Annotated in this window: 15 protein-coding genes; 10 read left to right on the top strand and 5 right to left on the bottom strand. The window is 73.8% G+C overall.

The genetic code is table 11. The features are described 5' to 3' along the window. Positions 1–97: 97 nt before the first annotated feature. Positions 98–967, bottom strand: coding sequence for a 3-methyl-2-oxobutanoate hydroxymethyltransferase (gene panB / locus AB0M28_RS36240; protein WP_365414367.1), 870 nt, complete (start codon positions 965–967; stop codon positions 98–100). A 1,008-nt stretch (positions 968–1,975) separates the two neighbouring features. Here panB and AB0M28_RS36235 point away from each other — a divergent pair. Then, entirely contained in the window at positions 1,976–3,586 is a 1,611-nt protein-coding gene (locus tag AB0M28_RS36235; protein WP_365414365.1) for an MFS transporter, read from the top strand. Between the two features lie 25 nt (positions 3,587–3,611). After that, entirely contained in the window at positions 3,612–4,277 is a 666-nt protein-coding gene (locus AB0M28_RS36230; RefSeq protein WP_365414363.1) for a TetR/AcrR family transcriptional regulator, read from the top strand. Positions 4,278–4,302: 25 nt separating this feature from the next. On the opposite strand, the gene AB0M28_RS36225 is transcribed toward AB0M28_RS36230, so the two are convergent. Further along, on the bottom strand, positions 4,303–5,343 hold the full coding sequence (locus tag AB0M28_RS36225; protein WP_365414361.1) for an endonuclease/exonuclease/phosphatase family protein: 1,041 nt from the start codon (positions 5,341–5,343) through the stop codon (positions 4,303–4,305). 343 nt (positions 5,344–5,686) lie between these two features. Between AB0M28_RS36225 and AB0M28_RS36220 the strand changes: the two genes are divergently transcribed. From AB0M28_RS36220 to AB0M28_RS36200, 5 genes are all read left to right on the top strand, one after another. After that, positions 5,687–6,976: an MFS transporter gene (locus tag AB0M28_RS36220; protein ID WP_365414359.1), complete on the top strand. Its 1,290-nt coding sequence runs from the start codon at positions 5,687–5,689 to the stop codon at positions 6,974–6,976. 94 nt (positions 6,977–7,070) lie between these two features. Then, on the top strand, positions 7,071–7,439 hold the full coding sequence (locus AB0M28_RS36215; RefSeq protein ID WP_365414357.1) for a VOC family protein: 369 nt from the start codon (positions 7,071–7,073) through the stop codon (positions 7,437–7,439). Positions 7,440–7,585: 146 nt separating this feature from the next. After that, positions 7,586–8,623, top strand: coding sequence for an ATP-binding cassette domain-containing protein (locus AB0M28_RS36210; RefSeq protein WP_365414355.1), 1,038 nt, complete (start codon positions 7,586–7,588; stop codon positions 8,621–8,623). Further along, positions 8,620–9,471 carry an ABC transporter permease gene (locus AB0M28_RS36205; protein WP_365414353.1) on the top strand — a complete coding sequence of 284 codons (852 nt, stop codon included), beginning with the start codon at positions 8,620–8,622 and terminating at the stop codon, positions 9,469–9,471. The genes AB0M28_RS36210 and AB0M28_RS36205 overlap by 4 nt, the downstream gene beginning before the upstream one ends. Positions 9,472–9,799: 328 nt before the next feature. Beyond that, positions 9,800–10,198 (top strand): hypothetical protein, encoded by a 399-nt coding sequence (locus AB0M28_RS36200; RefSeq protein ID WP_365414351.1) that lies wholly within the window; start codon positions 9,800–9,802, stop codon positions 10,196–10,198. A gap of 9 nt (positions 10,199–10,207) precedes the next feature. Here the strand turns inward: AB0M28_RS36200 and AB0M28_RS36195 are convergent, their stop codons facing one another. Then, entirely contained in the window at positions 10,208–13,525 is a 3,318-nt protein-coding gene (locus AB0M28_RS36195) for a BTAD domain-containing putative transcriptional regulator (RefSeq protein ID WP_365414349.1), read from the bottom strand. Positions 13,526–13,689: 164 nt separating this feature from the next. Between AB0M28_RS36195 and AB0M28_RS36190 the strand changes: the two genes are divergently transcribed. Further along, complete coding sequence (locus AB0M28_RS36190) at positions 13,690–14,505, top strand: site-2 protease family protein (protein WP_365414347.1); 816 nt, start codon at positions 13,690–13,692, stop codon at positions 14,503–14,505. 21 nt (positions 14,506–14,526) lie between these two features. Here the strand turns inward: AB0M28_RS36190 and AB0M28_RS36185 are convergent, their stop codons facing one another. Further along, positions 14,527–14,724, bottom strand: coding sequence for a hypothetical protein (locus AB0M28_RS36185; protein ID WP_365414345.1), 198 nt, complete (start codon positions 14,722–14,724; stop codon positions 14,527–14,529). Between the two features lie 51 nt (positions 14,725–14,775). Next, entirely contained in the window at positions 14,776–15,483 is a 708-nt protein-coding gene (gene npdG, locus AB0M28_RS36180) for an NADPH-dependent F420 reductase (protein ID WP_365414343.1), read from the bottom strand. Positions 15,484–15,548: 65 nt separating this feature from the next. On the opposite strand from npdG, the gene AB0M28_RS36175 reads away from it, so the two are divergent. Beyond that, positions 15,549–16,151, top strand: a complete 603-nt coding sequence (locus AB0M28_RS36175) for a hypothetical protein (RefSeq protein ID WP_365414341.1) — start codon at positions 15,549–15,551, stop codon at positions 16,149–16,151. A gap of 54 nt (positions 16,152–16,205) precedes the next feature. Continuing rightward, on the top strand, positions 16,206–16,922 hold a 717-nt coding region (locus AB0M28_RS36170; protein ID WP_365414339.1), incomplete at its 3' end, for an MFS transporter.

Raw genomic sequence — 16,922 nt, 5'->3', positions numbered from 1 at the left:
GCTCCGCGGGCAGCGCCGCCTCGACCTTCAGCTCGGCGGCGGCCAGCACCGAGCCCAGGCCCAGCTCCGCCGCCGGCCCGGGCACCGGGACCCCCCGTTAGTGGAAACTGTGCTCCTCCGCCGGATACGCCCCGCCCACCACGTCCTCCGCGAACGCCTTGGCGGCGTTGCCGAGGGCGGTGCGCAGGTCGGCGTACTGCTTGAGGAACTTGGGGGTGCGGCCAGGCCACTTCGTCAGCCCGGCCATGTCCGTCCACACCAGCACCTGCGCGTCGCAGTCCGGGCCCGCGCCGATGCCGACGGTCGGGATGTGCAGGGAGCGGGTGACCTCGGCGGACAGCTCCGCCGGGACGAGTTCGAGGACGACCGCGAACGCGCCCGCGTCCTGGACGGCCTTCGCGTCGCGGAGCAGCTGGTGGGCCGCCTCCTCGCCGCGGCCCTGCACGGTGTGGCCGAGGGTGTTGACGGACTGCGGGGTGAGGCCGATGTGCGCCATCACCGGGATGCCGGACTGGACGAGCAGCTCGATCTGGTGCGCCGAGCGTTCGCCGCCCTCCAGCTTGACGGCGCCGACGCCCGCCTCCTTGACCAGGCGGGTGGCCGAGCGCAGCGCCTGCACGGGGCCCTCCTGGTACGAGCCGAACGGCAGGTCGCCGACGATCAGGGCGCGCTGGGTGCCGCGGACGACCGCGGCGGAGAGCAGGGTCATCTCGTCCATCGTGACCGGGACGGTGGACTCGTAGCCGAGATGGCAGTTGCCCATCGAGTCGCCCACGAGCATGACCGGGATGCCGGCCTCGTCGAAGACGGACGCGGTCATCGCGTCGTACGCGGTGAGCATGGGCCACTTCTCGCCGCGGTCCTTCGCGCGGGCGATGTCCCGGACGGTGATACGGCGGGAGCTGGTGCCTCCGTACAGCGCCTTGCTGCCGTCGGAGGGGGGCTGCTGTGTGATGGCGTGCGTCATCGCAACGCTCCTGTTCGTTCCATTGGCGTCTCGAGGCGCCCTGACGGCGTCCCCGGATCACCTCCATGCTGACACGGTGACCTCGCGGGCCGGAAGGGGGCCCGCGTTGTCTGCGTCACGCGCACCGCCGCGGCTGAGCGTCTGTCGACGCTCAGCGTGAAACGTGAGGCTTGCTTCCGGCTTGCGCCCGCGGGCGCTGCGCGTCTGCGACGCCCGGCGTGGAACGCCCGGCTCACCTCCCGCGGGGGCTTCGCGTCTGCGACCCCCAGCGTGGCACGCCCGGCTCGCGTCCCGCGGGGGCTTCGCGTCTGCGACCCCAGCGTGGCACGCCCGGCTCGCGTCCCGCTGCGGGGGCTTCGCCCCCGGACCCCCTTCGCGGCCTGCGGCCGCATCGCGCCTGCGGCGCTCGTCCTCAAACGCCGGACGGGCTGGGGTGCGGGCCCCCACCGACGCGCCCCTGACCCCGCCCCAGCCGACGGCCTCACCCCCCGTACGACGGGTGCCCCCGCCAGGGGACGTGCCCCGTCCCCCCGGGCTGCCCCAGCCCCCGGGGACGGGCCCGGTCCCCGGGGTCGGGCCGTGCCCCCGGGCTGATCCGACCCCTGGGGACGGACCCTGCCCCCGGACTGCCCCGGCCATGGGGACGGGCCCGGCCCCCGGGCTGCTCCGACCCCTGGGGGCGGGTCCGACCCCCGGGCTGCTCCGGTCGCCGGGGACGGGCCCGGCCCTGCGGTGACGGCCTCGCTCGATCGGCCCCCCGGGATCAGCCTCGTCCGCTCGACCGGCGCCCCGCCCGCACCCCACCAGTCCATTCCGTGCCGGGGCGGGCAGCCCGCCCCCGGGGCTCCCTGCTCCACCGGACCATGGGCCCGGGCTCCCCGAGCCCCATGCCCCGGCAGGGCACCCCCGGTGGGATCCCGGGCCCGGGGCCGGGGACCCGGCGTGGAGTTTGCCGAAGTTTTGCGATACGAGAACGATCCGTATCGTAAATCGCGCTAGCGTCGAGGTATGGCCTCCACGACATCGACGATCCCGACCCCGCACGTACCGCCGGCGGTGCACCGGCGGCGATGGGCGATTCTGGCTGTGCTGCTGTTCAGCCTGCTCGTCGTCGTCCTCGACAACTCGATCCTCAACGTCGCGATGAAGACGATCGCCACCCCCGAACCCGTCGGGCTCGGGGCGACGCAGAGCGAGCTGGAGTGGGCGATCAACTCCTACACGCTCGTCTTCGCGGGGCTGCTGTTCACCGCGGGGCTGCTCGGGGACCGGCTCGGGCGGAAGAAGATGCTGCTGGCCGGGATGGCCGTCTTCGGTATCGGATCGCTGCTGTCGGCGTACTCCGGGTCGCCGGAGCAGCTCATCGCGTTCCGCGCGGTGATGGGCTTCGGCGCCGCGTTCATCATGCCCGCGACGCTCGCGATCATCATGAACGTCTTCGAGCGCGACGAGCAGCCGAAGGCCATCGGCATCTGGGCCGGCGCCGTCGGCCTCGCGATCGCCATCGGGCCGATCACCGGCGGAACGCTGCTGGAGCACTTCTGGTGGGGCTCGGTCTTCATGATCAACGTGCCGATCGTGGCCGTCAGCGTCATCGCGATGGCCGTCCTGGTGCCCGACTCCAAGGACCCGAACCCAGGGAAGCTCGACCCCGTCGGCGTGCTGCTGTCCGTCGCCGGGCTGACGCTGCTCATCTACGGCGTGATCCGCGGCGGCCAGTTCGCCGACTTCACCCGCACCGAGGTGTGGGGCACGGTGCTCGCCGGTCTGCTGATCCTGGTCGGATTCGTGCTGTACGAGCGGCGCAGCTCGCACCCCGCGCTGGACATCGGCTGGTTCCGCAATCCGCGGTTCTCCGCGGCCGTCGGCACGATCGGGCTGGCGTTCTTCGCGCTCATGGGTGTGACGTTCTTCGTCGTCTTCTACACCCAGAGCGTGCGCGGCTACTCGCCGCTGCAGACCGGTCTGCTGCTGCTCCCGCTGGCCGGCGCGCAGCTGGCCATCGCGCCCCGCGCCAACAAGGTCGTCGACCGCTACGGCACCGGACCCGTGTGCGCGGCGGGCATGGTGATCGTGGGGCTGGCGTTCCTGGGGTTCCTGCTGATGGACGAGAACTCACCGATCTGGGTGCTCGAGGTGATCTTCCTGCTGATGGGCTCGGGCATGGCCCTCGTGATGCCGCCCGCCACCGTCTCGATCATGCAGTCCCTGCCCCGGGAGAAGGCCGGATCCGGTTCCGCGGTCAACAACACCTTCCGCCAGGTCGGCGGAGCCATCGGCGTCGCCGTGCTCGGCTCGCTGACCTCCACCGTCTACCGCAGCGGCATCGAGGACGACCTCGCCCGCACCCCGCTGCCGCCGAGCGTCCAGCACGCCGCCGGCGAGTCCATCGAGGCCACCCGCGCGGTCGCCGAACGCCTCGGAGGCGGCGCCCAGAGCCTCATCGACCCGGCGAACGCGGCGTACGTGCACGCCATGCACATCACGGCCACGGTCGCCGGCGCGGTGGCCCTGATCGCGGCCGTTCTCGTGGGCGTCTTCCTCCCGGGCCGCGAGGACCAGGCGTCCGGAGCCGGTGAGCCGGAGCGGGAGAATGCAGCCTCCGCGACCGAGCGGTAGCGGACGGTGAGAGGCGGAGGTCACGGTGGGTCTCAGGGAACGGCACGAGCACTGGCGCGACCCGCGGCGCGGCGGCCCGCGCGGCGACCGCGGCCAGGAGCCGTCGCGCCGCGCCCGGGGGCGCCCGCGCAGCGAGGCGGTGGAGCGGGCGATCACCGAGGGCGTCCTGCACCTCCTGGAGGAGGGCGCCACCCTCGGCGAGCTGACCATCGAGAAGATCGCGCGGACCGCCGGGGTCGGCAAGGCCACGATCTACCGGCGCTGGGCGGGCAAGGAGGAGCTCCTCGTCGACGTGCTCGCCGAGCTGGAGGGCGCGTACGAGATCCCGCTCACCGGTGAGTCCGCCCGCGACGACCTGATCGCCTGTCTGCAGGCGGTCCTGCAGCGCGGCGTCACCAAGCGCTCGTCGGCGCTGTGGCGGGCGGTGATGGTGGAGGCCCGCGGCATCCCGAAGGTGTCGAAGCTGTACCACGAGAGCGTGGTCGAGCACCGGCGCGAGACGATGCGGTCGGTGCTGCGGCACGGGATCGAGACCGGGGAGCTGCGGGAGGACCTCGATCTCGACCTCACCGTCGACATCCTGGTCGGGCCGGTCCTGGTACGCACCGTCGTACACGAGTGGAAGCCGATCGAGGACGACTTCGCGGCCCGGGTCGTCGACGCGTTCCTGGAGGGCGCGCGGCCGCGGTAGGGGGCCGGTCCGGTACCGGGACCCGTCAGAACGTGACCGACGCCCCCACCGGACGGTGGTCGCTGCCCGTCGCCGGCAGCACCCATGAGTTCGTCGGTTCCACCCCGCGGACCATGATCTGGTCGATCCGCGCCATCGGGAACCCCGCCGGGAAGCTGAACCCGAAGCCGTCGCCCGCCGCGCCCTGGGCCGAGCGCAGCTGCGAGGTGATGTTGGCGAGCGCCCGGTCGTTCATGGTGCCGTTGAGGTCGCCGAGCAGCATCACCCGGTCCAGCTCCTCCGCCCCGATCGCGTCGCCCAGCGCCTGCGCGCTCGCGTCCCGCCGGCCGGCGGTGAAGCCGGCGTCGAGTTTCACCCGTACGGACGGCAGGTGCGCGACGTACAGCGCCAGCGGTCCGTGGTCGGTGTCCACCGTGGTGCGCAGGGCGCGGGTCCAGCCGAGCTTGATGTCGACCGGGCGCGTGCCGGACAGCGGCAGCTTGCTCCACACGCCGACGGTGCCCAGGACCGCGTGGTACGGGTAGTCCGCGGCGAGCGCCTTCTCGTACGCGGACCGGTTGCCCCGGGTGATCTCCTGCAGGGCGAGGATGTCCGCGCCGGAGGCGGCCAGGGAACGGGCGGTGGCGTCGTAGGCGGTGTTCTGCTCGGCGACGTTGTGGGTGACGACGGTGAGGTCGCGTTCGGGGCTGGACTTGTCGGTGAGCAGCCCGCCGAAGAGGTTGAGCCAGACGAAGACCGGGAGCAGCAGGGCGGCCACGGCGCTCGCCGAGCGGCGTACGACCGCGGCGACCATCAGGGGGAGGAGCAGCAGACCCGCCCAGGGGAGGAAGGTCTCGGTGAGGCTGCCGAGGCTGCCGACGCGGTTCGGGATGTGCGCGTGGAAGAGCATCACCAGGCCCAGGAGCACGGCGAGCGCGGCGACGACCAGGCCGCGCCGCCACGGGCCGGGATCGGTCAGCCGGCGCTTGAGCTCGGGCCACTCGCGGACATCGCGGAGGCGACGGCGCGCACCTCCCTCGGCGCTCGCACCGTCCGGCCCGGTCTCGGCCGTCTCCACCTGCGCCATGCGCTGCCCTCGTTCCGTGCCGGTCGTCGTGCTGTCACGTTCGCGCTTACGGCTGATCAAGACGTCCGGTGTCCGTGCCGGGGTTCCGTCGCGACCCGGCCTTCGGAACACCGTAGCGAAACGGGCACATATTCCGTGCATCGAGAGGGGGCGGCTCGGGGGTGCGTTGTCCGGTGTCCTGACGGCGGTATCATTTGTTAAGTCGGCGAACATATGTGGGTCGGTGTGGACCCGCGGCGGCCCTTGCGCCTTGTCCTTCCCGCCGAGTCCTACCCGTCGGCTTCCCGCTGACTCCGCCCTGCCCTCCCCTGCCCAAGGCTGACCTGGAAAGGCCCGCTGCACCATGCCCACCCCCCGCCCGGCCACGGCGTCCCGGCTCGCCCTGCTCGCGCTCGCCATCGCGGCCTTCGGTATCGGCACGACCGAGTTCGTCATGATGGGCCTGCTCCCCGATGTGGCCGACGATCTGGGCACCTCGGTGCCGACGGCCGGCTATCTCGTCTCCGCGTACGCCCTCGGTGTCGTCGTCGGCGCCCCGCTGCTCACCGCGCTCGGCGCGCGGGTGCCGCGCAAGCGGATGCTGGTGGCGCTGATGGGGCTGTTCACGCTGGGCAACCTGGCCTCCGCGCTGGCCCCGGGTTACGGCACGCTGCTCGCCGGGCGCTTCCTCGCGGGGCTGCCGCACGGCGCGTTCTTCGGGCTCGGCGCGGTCGTCGCGGTGCGGCTGGTGGCCGCGGGGCGCGGGGCGCGGGCGGTCGCGACGATGTTCCTCGGGCTGACGATCGCGACGATCGTGGGCGTACCGCTGGGCACGCTGCTCGGGCAGCACCTCGGCTGGCGGTCGACGTTCCTCGTCGTGACGGCGATCGGGCTGGTCGCGATGGCCGCGCTGGCGCGGCTCGTGCCCCCGCTGCCGCGCGAGGCGGGCGCGGGGCTGCGCCCCGAACTGCGCGGGCTGGCGAACACCCAGGTGGTGCTGGGGCTGCTCACCACGGTCTTCGGCTTCGCGGCGGTGTTCGCGGTCTACACGTACCTCGCCTCGATCATGACCGAGGTCACCGGTTTCACGGACTCGGCGATGACGCTGGTGCTGGCGCTCTTCGGCGTCGGCATGACGCTGGGCGCGCTGGTCGCGGGCCCGCTCACGGACCGCGCGCTGCGGCCGACGCTGTACGGCTCGCTCGCCGCGCTCGCGCTGTCGCTGCTGCTGTTCCAGGGCGCCGTCCACAGCAAGCCGCTCGCGCTGCTGTCCGTCGTCCTCATCGGGGCGATGGGCTTCCTGACGAGTACGCCGCTGCAGATGCTCGTCATGCGGGCGGCCGGAGCCGCGCCCACGCTGGCGGCCTCGGCGAACCAGTCCGCGTTCAACCTGGCCAACGCCGGCGGCGCGTGGCTCGCGGGCGCCGCGATCACGGCGGGCTGGGGCTGGACGTCCCCGGCGTGGGTCGGCGCGGCCCTGGCGGCGACGGGCCTGGCGATCGCTGTCGCGGCGGGCGTCGCCGCCCGGCGGTCGGGCGGGAGCGCGGGGGGCGGGACGCGGGTGGTGGCGTCGGGTGGATCCGGTGCGGAGGGCGCGGACGGCGCGCCTGGCACGTCTGGCGGGTCGACCAAGGAGTCCGTGGGGCTCGGGTAGCGGTACGGCGTGGCGTGTGCGCCTGCCGATGATTCCGGCGCACTCCGGCGGTCTACTCGGCGACAGGACCGTTCGTACGCGTGACAGGAGTGCCATGTCCACCATCCAGCCGGTGATCCTCACCGCCGACCAGGACGTCCTGGTCGCCTTCTACACGGAGCTGTTCGGCGCCGAGGAGATCTTCCGGGTACCGGAGGAGGGTCTGGCGTTCTACCTCGGCCTGCGCATCGGCGACACGGACCTGGGTCTGGTGGCCAAGCCGGACGTGGAGACCGGCGCGGCGCCGCGGATCCTGCTCAGCATCGGGGTCGACGACGTCGACGGGACCCTGGCGCGGGTGGAGGCACTGGGCGGCTCGGTCGACTCCGGCCCCAACGACATGCCGTGGGGACAGCGCGTCGCCCACATCAAGGACCCGGACGGCAACGCGGTGAACCTCGCCCAGCCGGTCCGGGGCGGGTGACGCCGTCGGGGTACGTCGCGGCCGTGGGCTGCCCGAGGGGGGCAGGTCCCGCGGTCGCAAGCCGCTGACCTGCGCTGTCGGCGCGCTATAGGCCGCTGTAGGCCACCTGTAGGCACCGTGTAGGCGGGCCCTGCCACGGTTGACCCATGACGCGAACGAACCGAACAGAAACGAACCGCAACGCCATCGAGGTGCGCGGGCTCGCGAAGTACTTCGGCGAGACCAGGGCCCTCGACGGCGTCGACCTCGACGTGCGGGAGGGCACCGTCCTCGGCGTGCTCGGCCCGAACGGGGCCGGCAAGACCACCCTGGTCCGCTGCCTGTCCACCCTGCTCACGCCGGACGCCGGCACGGCGACCGTCGCCGGGTACGACATCGTGCGACAGCCCCGCGCCCTGCGCCGGACCATCGGGCTGACCGGGCAGTACGCCTCCGTCGACGAGAAGCTCTCCGGCTGGGAGAACCTCTACATGATCGGCCGGCTGCTGGACCTCAGCCGCAAGGACGCCCGCCGCCGGGCCGACGAGATGCTGGAGCGCTTCTCGCTCACCGAGGCCGCGAAGAAGGCCGCCATGGACTACTCCGGCGGTATGCGCCGCCGCCTCGACCTGGCCGCCTCCATGATCGGGCAGCCGGCCGTGCTCTACCTGGACGAGCCGACCACCGGCCTCGACCCCCGGACCCGCAACGAGGTCTGGGCCGAGGTCAAGCGCATGGTCCGCCAGGACGGCGTGACCGTCCTGCTCACCACCCAGTACATGGAGGAGGCCGAGCAGCTCGCGAGCGAGCTGACGGTCATCGACCGCGGCAAGGTCGTCGCCGGCGGACAGGTCGACGAGCTGAAGGCCCGCGTCGGCGGGCGCACCCTGCAGATCCGGCCCGTGGACCGCGCCGACCTGTTCCCCATCGCGGACGCCCTGGCCCTCGCGGCCCTGGACGGCGTCGCCGGGGCCCGCGTCGACGAGGAGGCCGGCCAGGTCGCCGTGCCGATCCTCACCGACGTACAGCTGACCGCCGTCGTCGGCCTGCTCGGCCAGCGCGGCTTCGCGATCGCCGGCATCGACACCAAGCTGCCCAGCCTGGACGAGGTCTTCCTCGCCATCACCGGCCAGAAGGCCACCCGCGACCCGCTGGAGACCGCGGACTCCACCGACACCGACGAGCTCGAGGAGGTCGCGGCATGACCACCGCCACTCTCACCAAGACCACCCCCCAGCCCGCCGCGCCTGGCCCGGAGCGGCCCGCCTCCGACGAGGGCCGGCTCGGCCCGCGCGCCAATCTGCGGCACATCGGCGCCCTCGCGCGCCGCAACCTGCTGCAGATCAAGAAGGATCCGGAGTCGATGTTCGACGCGCTCCTGATGCCGGTGATCTTCACGCTGCTGTTCACCTATGTCTTCGGCGGCGCGATCATGGGTGACGGCAAGCAGTCGGAGTACGTGAACTACCTGATCCCCGGCCTGATGGCCATGATGGGCATGAACCTCGCCATGGGCGTCGGCACCGGCGTCAACGAGGACTTCAAGAAGGGCGTCATGGACCGGTTCCGGTCCATGCCCATCGCCCGGTCCTCGGTGCTCATCGGCAAGATCATCGTGGAGCTCGGCCGGATGCTCGTCGCCGTGACGATCCTGCTCGCCATGGGCTTCCTGCTGGGCTTCGAGGTCAACACCAACGTGTTCGGTCTCCTCGGCGCGATCGGCCTGGCGCTGGCCTTCGGCGCCTCCCTGATGTGGATCTTCATTCTGCTCGGCCTCTCGCTGAACAGCCCGCAGGCCGTGCAGGGAATGGCGATGCTCGTGCTGATGCCGCTGCAGTTCGGAAGCTCGATCTTCTCGCCCACCAGCACCATGCCGGGCTGGCTGGAGTCCTTCACCGAGGTCAACCCGCTCTCCAACCTCGCCGACGCGGCCCGCGGCCTCACCCAGGGCGGTCCCGTCGCCCACTCGGTGTGGGTGACGCTCGCCTGGGCCGTCGGCATCACCCTGGTGACCGCGCCGCTGGCGGTCGCCAAGTTCCGGAAGAAGTCCTGACCACGCGGTCGGTGACGGGCCCCGCCCGTGACTCCCGTTCGCGTCGGTAGGTGTCAGGGCGGTCGAAGCGGCATCCCTCCCCGGGTCTCCCCGGGGGGCGGGTGCCGCTTCTCGCCGTATCGGCGCCTGCCCACCCGCTTCTCGCCGTAACGGCGCCTGTCCACCCGCCTCCCGCGGTAACGGCGCCTGTCCAGCCGGGAGGGCCAATGCGGTGATCTTATTAGCTGCATGGGAGCCACTCCGTGGTGTCGTCCCTCCGGCGGCGCGGCTGCGGACCGACTGTATGACCGGCATACGAATCGGTCCGAGTGGAGTAGGAGTCCGGCCCATGAAGCGCTGGCACCGTCTGTCCGTCGTCCTCGTCGCCGTACCGCTGCTGCTCTCGGCGGCGCCCGGCCAGGAGCAGCTCCCCGGGGAGGGCGGCCCCTCGTACGGCAGCTCCCCATACGGCGACTCCCCCTTCCGTGCCCCCTCGGGCGACGCCCCCGCGTCAGGCGGGCCGGAGGTCGCCGAGGACGGCAAGAACCCCGGTCAGGCGCCCGCGGGTCAGGTACCCGACTTCGGTACGTTCACCCCACCGCCGCAAGGCGACTCCGACGACACACCCGCGCTGGCCGCGGCCGCCCTGGCCGCGATGGCCCTGGGCGCGGCCGGGTTCGTCTTCGGCTGGGGCCGCAAGCCGGCGGACGCGCCGCAGGGCGCGCAGCCGACCGGGGGAACCGCCTGACCGCACGGCTCAGATCAGCTCCGACGCCTCCCGCATCCCCAGGGTCCGGCCCTGTGCGTACGCGCTCTCGTACGCCCCGTCCGACCCCCGCAGGGAGTCGCGGACCGCGGCCTCGGCGCGGGCGCGGCTCTCCCGTTCCACCGGTACCGGACGGTCCCCCGTGCGCTGCGCCGCGAGCGCGTCGTACGCGCCGAGGAGGCGCGCGCCCGTCAGCCCGTCGCCGAGTCCCGCCCTGGCCCAGGCGGCCGTGATGAGCTGGACGACCGCCACGTTCGGCGCGATCAGCTCCGCCAGGCTGTCCTGCGTGCCGGCCGCCGCCTTCCGCAGCACCGGCAGGGCCTCCTCGTACCGGCCGTCCAGGACGTCGATCCAGGCCAGGAAACCCTCCGCCATGTGGACGAAGAAGTCCGGCCCGCGCTGACGCAGGTCCGTGCGGAGCTGCTCGAACAGCCCGCGGGCCTCGGCCGTCTGGCCCGTACGCCCGCAGTGGACGGCCAGCTGGATCCGGGAGAAGTGGCGGGCCTCGCTCCCCTGCCGCAGCGCCTCGGCGACCGCCTCGCGCAGCAGCCGCTCGCCCTCCTGCGGGTCGCCCGTCTCGACTAGGGCGCCGCCGAGCCGGGACTTCAGCATCGGCAGCTGGGTGAGCGCGCCCAGCTCCGTCGCGTACGCCATCGCCCCGCGGAAGTCCGCCGCGGCCGCCGCGAAGTCGCCGCCGCGCTCGTACGACTCGCCCCGGCTGGACAGCGCCTCCGCCGTGCCCCAGGCGTCGCCGAGCCGGTCGAAGAGCGCCAGGCTCTCGTCGGCGTCACGGGCCGCGCCTTCCCGGCCGCCGGGCCGGTCGCACAGCACCCGCGCGCGCAGCTGCAGCGCGAAGGCGAGCTCCCACTCCCAGCCGAGGCGGCGGCAGGTGGCGACGCTCTCCTCGATGAGGGTCATCACGCGCTCGAAGTCGCCGGTCATCATCGCGGCGTAGATCCACAGACAGCCGGGGAAACGGCACGTCTGCGGCTGGCCCGGCCGGTACGCCGTCAGGATGCCGCGCAGCTCGCGCTGTATCTCGGGGGTGCGCAGATGCGCCATGTCGCCCTCGGCGTTGCCTAGGGCGAGCAGCCGCACCTGGCGGCGGGCCTCCGCGAGGACGGGCCCGTCGTACGGCGGCGGGAGCCGGTCGAGGCCCTCCGCCAGGTCCTGGGCGGGCTCCACCGGTTCGTGGAACGGGTTCGGCGCGAGGCCGGAGACCGCCGTGGCCCAGCCGCGGGCCTCCGCGCGCAGGTCGCGCAGCAGCCAGAACCAGCCGAGCGAGAGGGTGAGGCTGAGCGCCTCGTGCTCGTCGGGCAGGGCGACGGCGTGGCGCAGCGCGGCCCGGATGTTGTCGTGCTCGCGCTCCAGCAGGTCCAGGATCTCGCGCTGGCGCGGGCCGCGGAGCAACGGGTCGTGGGTCCGGGCGAGTTCGCGGTAGTACGTCAGATGGCGGCGGGTCGTGGCCGTCTGGTCCGCGGGGGCCTCGGCGAGGCGGCCGCGCGCGTACTCGCGGACGGTCTCCAGCAGCCGGTAGCGCATCTCGCCGGCGACGGGCTCGGCGACGACGAGCGACTTGTCGACAAGTGCCCCCACCAGCTCCGTCACCTCCGGGCCCGGCAGGTCCGGCGCCTCGCACACGGCCTCCGCGGCCGTCAGGTCGCAGCCCCCGGCGAACACCGACAGGCGGCGCAGCACGGCCCGTTCGGCGGTGTCGAGGAGGTCCCAGGACCAGTCGACGACCGCGCGCAGCGTCTGCTGGCGGGGCAGCAGGGTGCGCGCGCCCGACGTCAGCAGCCGGAAGCGGTCGTCGAGCCGGTCGACGAGCTGGCGCGGCGTGAGCAGGCGCAGCCGCGCGGCGGCCAGCTCGATGGCCAGCGGCAGCCCGTCGAGCCTCCGGCACAGCTCGGCGCACGCCTCGGGGTCCTCGTCCGGGGTGAAGCCCTCCCGGGCGGCGGCCCCGCGCTCCGCGAGCAGCCGCAGCGCGACCGGGTCGGGCAGCGGGGCCAGCGGCCGTACGGACTCGCCGGGGACGGCGAGCGGTTCGCGGCTGGTGGCGAGGATCGTGACGCCCGGGCAGTCGGCGAGCAGCCGGTCGGCGAGGGCGGCCGCGGCGGCGATGACGTGCTCGCAGTTGTCGAGGACGAGCAGCAGCCGGCGGGTGGCGCAGTGTTCCACGAGCCGCTCGACGGGGTCCCCGGACCGCAGCGCGTCGGCGGCGCCGCCGCGGATCACGGCCTCGCGGACGCCGAGCGCGCTGAGCACGGCGGCGGAGAGGGCGGCCGGATCCTCGACGGGGGCGAGCTCGGCGACCCAGACGCCGTCGGCGGTGACCGCGGCGTCCGGGTCCGTCCCCGCCCGAGCGCCGTCCGCCCTCCCCGTCCCACGGGCCAGCCGCGCCGCGGCCTCCTGGGCGAGGCGGGTCTTGCCCGCCCCGCCCGGTCCCGTCAGGGTGACCAGGCGGTGGTGGAGCAGTTCGGCGCCGAGGCTGTCGAGTTCGGCCTCGCGGCCGACGAAGCTGGTGAGCCGGGCACGCAGGTTCCCCCGGGGAGGGGCGGCGGCCGGCGGACCGCCGGACTGCACGGCGGCCCCGCTCAGCAGCTCCCCGTGCAGCGCCCGCAGCTCCGGTCCGGGATCGGCGCCGAGCTGTTCCGCGAGCCCGTGCCGTACGGCCTCGTAGGCCGCGAGGGCCTCCGCCGTACGGCCGGCGTCCCGCAGGGCCCGCAGGTACAGGGCGTGCAGCTGCTCGTCCAGCGGATGGTCCGCGACCAGCCCGGCCAGCTCCGGGATGACCCGGGGGGCCTCCCCGAGCGCCAGCGCGGCGGCGCAGCGTGTGCGCTGTGCGTCCAGGCGCCGCGACGTCCAGCGCGCCGCCTCGCCCGTACGGTCCGGCAGGTCGGCGAGGACGGGGCCGCGCCACAGACCGAGGGCGTCGTCCGCGAGCGCCGCGGCCTTGTGCGGGTTGCCGTCCGCGAGGGCGGCCCGGGCCTCCCCGGCGAGCGTGTCGAAGCGGTACAGGTCGACGTCGTCGGGCGCCGCGTGCAGCGCGTAGCCGGCGGCGTCCGAGCGGATCGCCCCGGCGCCGAGCGCCTTGCGGAGCCGTCCGACCAGGGCTTGGAGGGCGGCGGTCGCGTCGGCCGGCGGGTCGCCGGCGGCCCAGACCTCGTCGATCAGCGCCTCGGCGCTCCGCGTCCGGCCCGGGGTGAGGGCCAGCACGGTCAGCAGCGCGCGCAGCCGGGCTCCCCCCAGGTGCACGGGGTCGCCCGTCTCCGTGACGGCCTGGGTGGGTCCGAGAACGAGATAGCGCACCCGGTCATTCTCCCCGCCCGGGTCCTGCACCCGGAACCCGGCACCCGCGGCGGGGCGACACCCGCATCCCCGCGGAACCACCCCCCGCCCCGCGTCGTTTCCCAGGTGCACGTCCGGATCCGCAGGTACGGTGACGTCGGCCCCGAGACCGAAGGCAGGCATCCATGACGCCCAGCGACAGCACCGGCACGGGTGCCGGTGCGCCCGCGATCAGCCGGCGCGACCGCCGGATCAGCCCCGTCTTCCTGGCGATCGCCGCCGTGACGGCCGTCGCAGGCTGGGCGCTGTACCGGGACAAGGGGCTGCCGACCGGCGTCGCGGTGTTCCTGTTCGTCACCGCGGCCTGGGTCGTCTCCCTCTGCCTGCACGAGTACGCGCACGCCCGCACCGCCCTGCACAGCGGCGACATCTCCATCGGGGCCAAGGGCTATCTGACGCTCAACCCGCTGAAGTACACGCACGCGATGCTGAGCATCGTGCTGCCCCTGCTCTTCGTGATCATGGGCGGCATCGGCCTCCCCGGCGGCGCCGTCTTCATCGAGCGCCACCGCATCCGCGAGCGCTGGAAGCACAGCCTGATCTCCGCCGCGGGCCCCCTCACGAACGCCGCCCTCGCGGTCGCGGTCACCGCCCCGTTCTGGTTCGGCGCGATGGACGACGCCCCGCTGGCGTTCCGGTGCGCGCTCGCGTTCCTGGCGCTGCTGCAGGTCACGGCCGCGATCCTGAACTTCCTGCCGGTCCCGGGCCTGGACGGCTACGGCGTCATCGAACCCTGGCTGTCGCCGCAGACCCGCGCGAAGGTCGCCCCGTACGGCGGGTTCGGGCTGCTCGCGGTCTTCGCCCTGCTGTGGATCCCCGAGCTGAACCGGGCCTTCTTCGACGCGATCTACGCCATCCTCGACGCCCTCGGCGTCAGCGAGTCGGAGGTCGACTGGGGCCTGAACTGGTACCGCTTCTGGGACGGCGAGCCCGGCGTGTGACGGACGGGCCCGCCGGGGCGCTCAGCCCTCGCGGCGCGACAGCGCCCGGGCCCGCCGCACGTAGTACCACGCCATGTTGGACGCCAGCCCGGCGAGCAGCAGCCACACCACGCCCACCCACAGGCCGTTCACGAACGACACCACCGCGGCGGCCACCGCCAGGGCGCACACGACCACGGCGAACAGGGAGAGGCGCTTGGCGTCAGCGGGCGTGGACATGGATGCGGGCTCCTTCGGGGCGGTGCGGTGCGGGTCCATTCTCCCCCAGGCTCAGATGTCGGTGAGCCGCACCCCCGCGTGCGCCTTGTAGCGGCGGTTCACGGAGATCAGGTTGGCGACGAGGGACTCCACCTGGTGGGCGCCCCGCAGCCGGCCCGCGAAGACGCCGCGCATGCCGGGGATGCGGTTGGCCAGCGCCTGGACGATGTCCGTGTCGGCGCGGGACTCGCCCAGCACCATCACGTCCGTCTCGATCTCGTCGATCCCGGGATCCTGCAGCAGCACCGCCGACAGGTGGTGGAAGGCGGCCGTGACGCGTGCCTCGGGGAGCAGGGCCGCGGCCTGCTCGGCGGCGCTGCCCTCCTCGGGCTTCAGGGCGTACGCGCCCTTCTTGTCGAAACCGAGCGGGTTCACGCAGTCCACGACGAGCTTCCCGGCGAGCACCTCGCGCAGCGTCTCCAGGGTCTTGGCGTGGCCCTCCCACGGCACGGCGACGATCACGATGTCGGACCGGCGCGCGCACTCCTCGTTGTCCGCGCCCGCGACGCCCAGACCCAGCTCGTCCGCAGCGGCCTGCGCCCGCTCGGCGCTGCGCGAGCCGATGACCACGCGCTGGCCGGCCTTGGCCAGCCGGTACGCGAGGCCCCGGCCCTGGTCGCCGGTGCCGCCGAGCACGCCGACCGTCAGGCCGGAGACGTCGGGCAGGTCGTAGGGGTCCTTGGGGGCCGGCTTGGCGGTTTCGGAAGTCATGGTGGGCATCGTACGGGCGAACTCCGGCCGGACCGCCTGCGGACCCGGCGGCGGATGGTGCAGGATCCCCCCTCATGGACGCCGTGCGGGTGGCTGTGCTCAGGGAAGTGCTGGCCGGTTCCGAGTGGCTGCCGGCCACCCGGCGGTTCGCGGGCTGTCTGCGCACGGCGGTGCGGCGGCAGGGCGGCGGGCTGCTGCTGGTGGGCACGGCGGAGTACGAGCCGTGGCATCTGGCCGCCCATCTCGACGACGAGGCCGCCTGGTCGGGCCGGCCCGAGCTGTCCCCGACGCTGGTACGCCACCGGGTGCCGCCCGCCGCGCCCGCGCATCTGGCGGTGGACCTGAGCCGGCTGGAGGGGGCCGGACGCGGGGAGACGGTGCTGGTGGTGGCGCCCGCGGAGCCAGGCGAGGCGCTGCTGGAGCGGGTGGACGACGCCCGGCGCGGCGGGGCGACGGTGCTCGCGATCGACGGGGCGCGCACGCTGGCGTCGCTGGCCCATGACGTACTGCACCCCGACGCGGCCGCCGGGGTGGGCCTGGACACCGTGCAGCATCTGGTCAGCGCGGCGGCCGGGGAGTCGGCGGAGCCCGCGCCGGGCCGCGGCAGGCGCCGGTTCGCGGACCGGCTGGCGCGGCTGGCGGAGCAGCTCGCGGCGCCTCCGCCGCCGCGTTGGTAGGTGCCGCGAAAACCGCTTGTCACGGGGGCTGTCGCGGCCTCAGCATGTCCCCTCGTGACCGAAGCAACCCCGCCGCCCCGCGGCATACGCGCGCTGCTGCCCGACCTGGCGCCCTGGCGTTCCTCCGCGGACTTCCGCCGGATGTGGATCGCCGGCCTGATCACGAGCTTCGGCAGCTTCCTCACCTTCGTGGCGCTGCCGGTGCAGATGAAGGAGCTCACCGGCTCCGCGGCCGCCGTCGGCGCGATCGGCGCCGCCGAGCTGATCCCGCTGATCGTCTTCGGCCTGTACGGCGGTGCGCTCGCGGACGCCTTCGACAAACGGAAGCTGATCATCTGGACCGAGGTGGGTCACGGCTTCCTCGCCACCGGGCTGCTGGTCAACACCCTCCTGCCCGAACCCGTCATCTGGCCGCTGTACCTCATCGCCGCGGGCTCCGCCGCGCTCACCGCGATCCAGCGGCCGGCGCTCGACTCGATCGTGCCGCGGATCGTGCCGCACGAGCAGCTGCCCGCCGCCGCGGCGCTGAACTCGCTGCGCTGGCAGGTCGGCGGCATCGCCGGCCCCGCCCTCGCCGGTTTCGTCGTCGCGTACGCCGGGGCGGAGTGGGCGTACGGCGCCGACGCCGTGACGTACGCGATCTCGGCGGTGCTGGGGCTGGGTCTGGCGGCCTCGCCCGCGGCGCACGAGGCGGCGAAGCCGTCCCTCGCCGCGATCGCGGAGGGCGCGCGCTACGCCTGGAGCCGCAAGGAGCTGCTCGGGACGTACGCC

Source organism: Streptomyces sp. NPDC051940, assembly GCF_040680895.1.
GTDB lineage: Bacteria > Actinomycetota > Actinomycetes > Streptomycetales > Streptomycetaceae > Streptomyces.
Note: the sequence above shows the minus strand (reverse complement) of the source record. Positions and strands in the feature narration are given on the sequence as shown.

Coding starts and splice junctions, on each gene's coding strand:
- panB (WP_365414367.1), bottom strand. CDS start 967: ATGACGCACGCCATCACACAGCAGCCCCCCTCCGACGGCAGCAAGGCG.
- AB0M28_RS36235 (WP_365414365.1), top strand. CDS start 1,976: ATGGCCTCCACGACATCGACGATCCCGACCCCGCACGTACCGCCGGCG.
- AB0M28_RS36225 (WP_365414361.1), bottom strand. CDS start 5,343: ATGGCGCAGGTGGAGACGGCCGAGACCGGGCCGGACGGTGCGAGCGCC.
- AB0M28_RS36220 (WP_365414359.1), top strand. CDS start 5,687: ATGCCCACCCCCCGCCCGGCCACGGCGTCCCGGCTCGCCCTGCTCGCG.
- AB0M28_RS36215 (WP_365414357.1), top strand. CDS start 7,071: ATGTCCACCATCCAGCCGGTGATCCTCACCGCCGACCAGGACGTCCTG.
- AB0M28_RS36210 (WP_365414355.1), top strand. CDS start 7,586: ATGACGCGAACGAACCGAACAGAAACGAACCGCAACGCCATCGAGGTG.
- AB0M28_RS36205 (WP_365414353.1), top strand. CDS start 8,620: ATGACCACCGCCACTCTCACCAAGACCACCCCCCAGCCCGCCGCGCCT.
- AB0M28_RS36200 (WP_365414351.1), top strand. CDS start 9,800: ATGAAGCGCTGGCACCGTCTGTCCGTCGTCCTCGTCGCCGTACCGCTG.
- AB0M28_RS36190 (WP_365414347.1), top strand. CDS start 13,690: ATGACGCCCAGCGACAGCACCGGCACGGGTGCCGGTGCGCCCGCGATC.
- AB0M28_RS36185 (WP_365414345.1), bottom strand. CDS start 14,724: ATGTCCACGCCCGCTGACGCCAAGCGCCTCTCCCTGTTCGCCGTGGTC.
- npdG (WP_365414343.1), bottom strand. CDS start 15,483: ATGCCCACCATGACTTCCGAAACCGCCAAGCCGGCCCCCAAGGACCCC.
- AB0M28_RS36175 (WP_365414341.1), top strand. CDS start 15,549: ATGGACGCCGTGCGGGTGGCTGTGCTCAGGGAAGTGCTGGCCGGTTCC.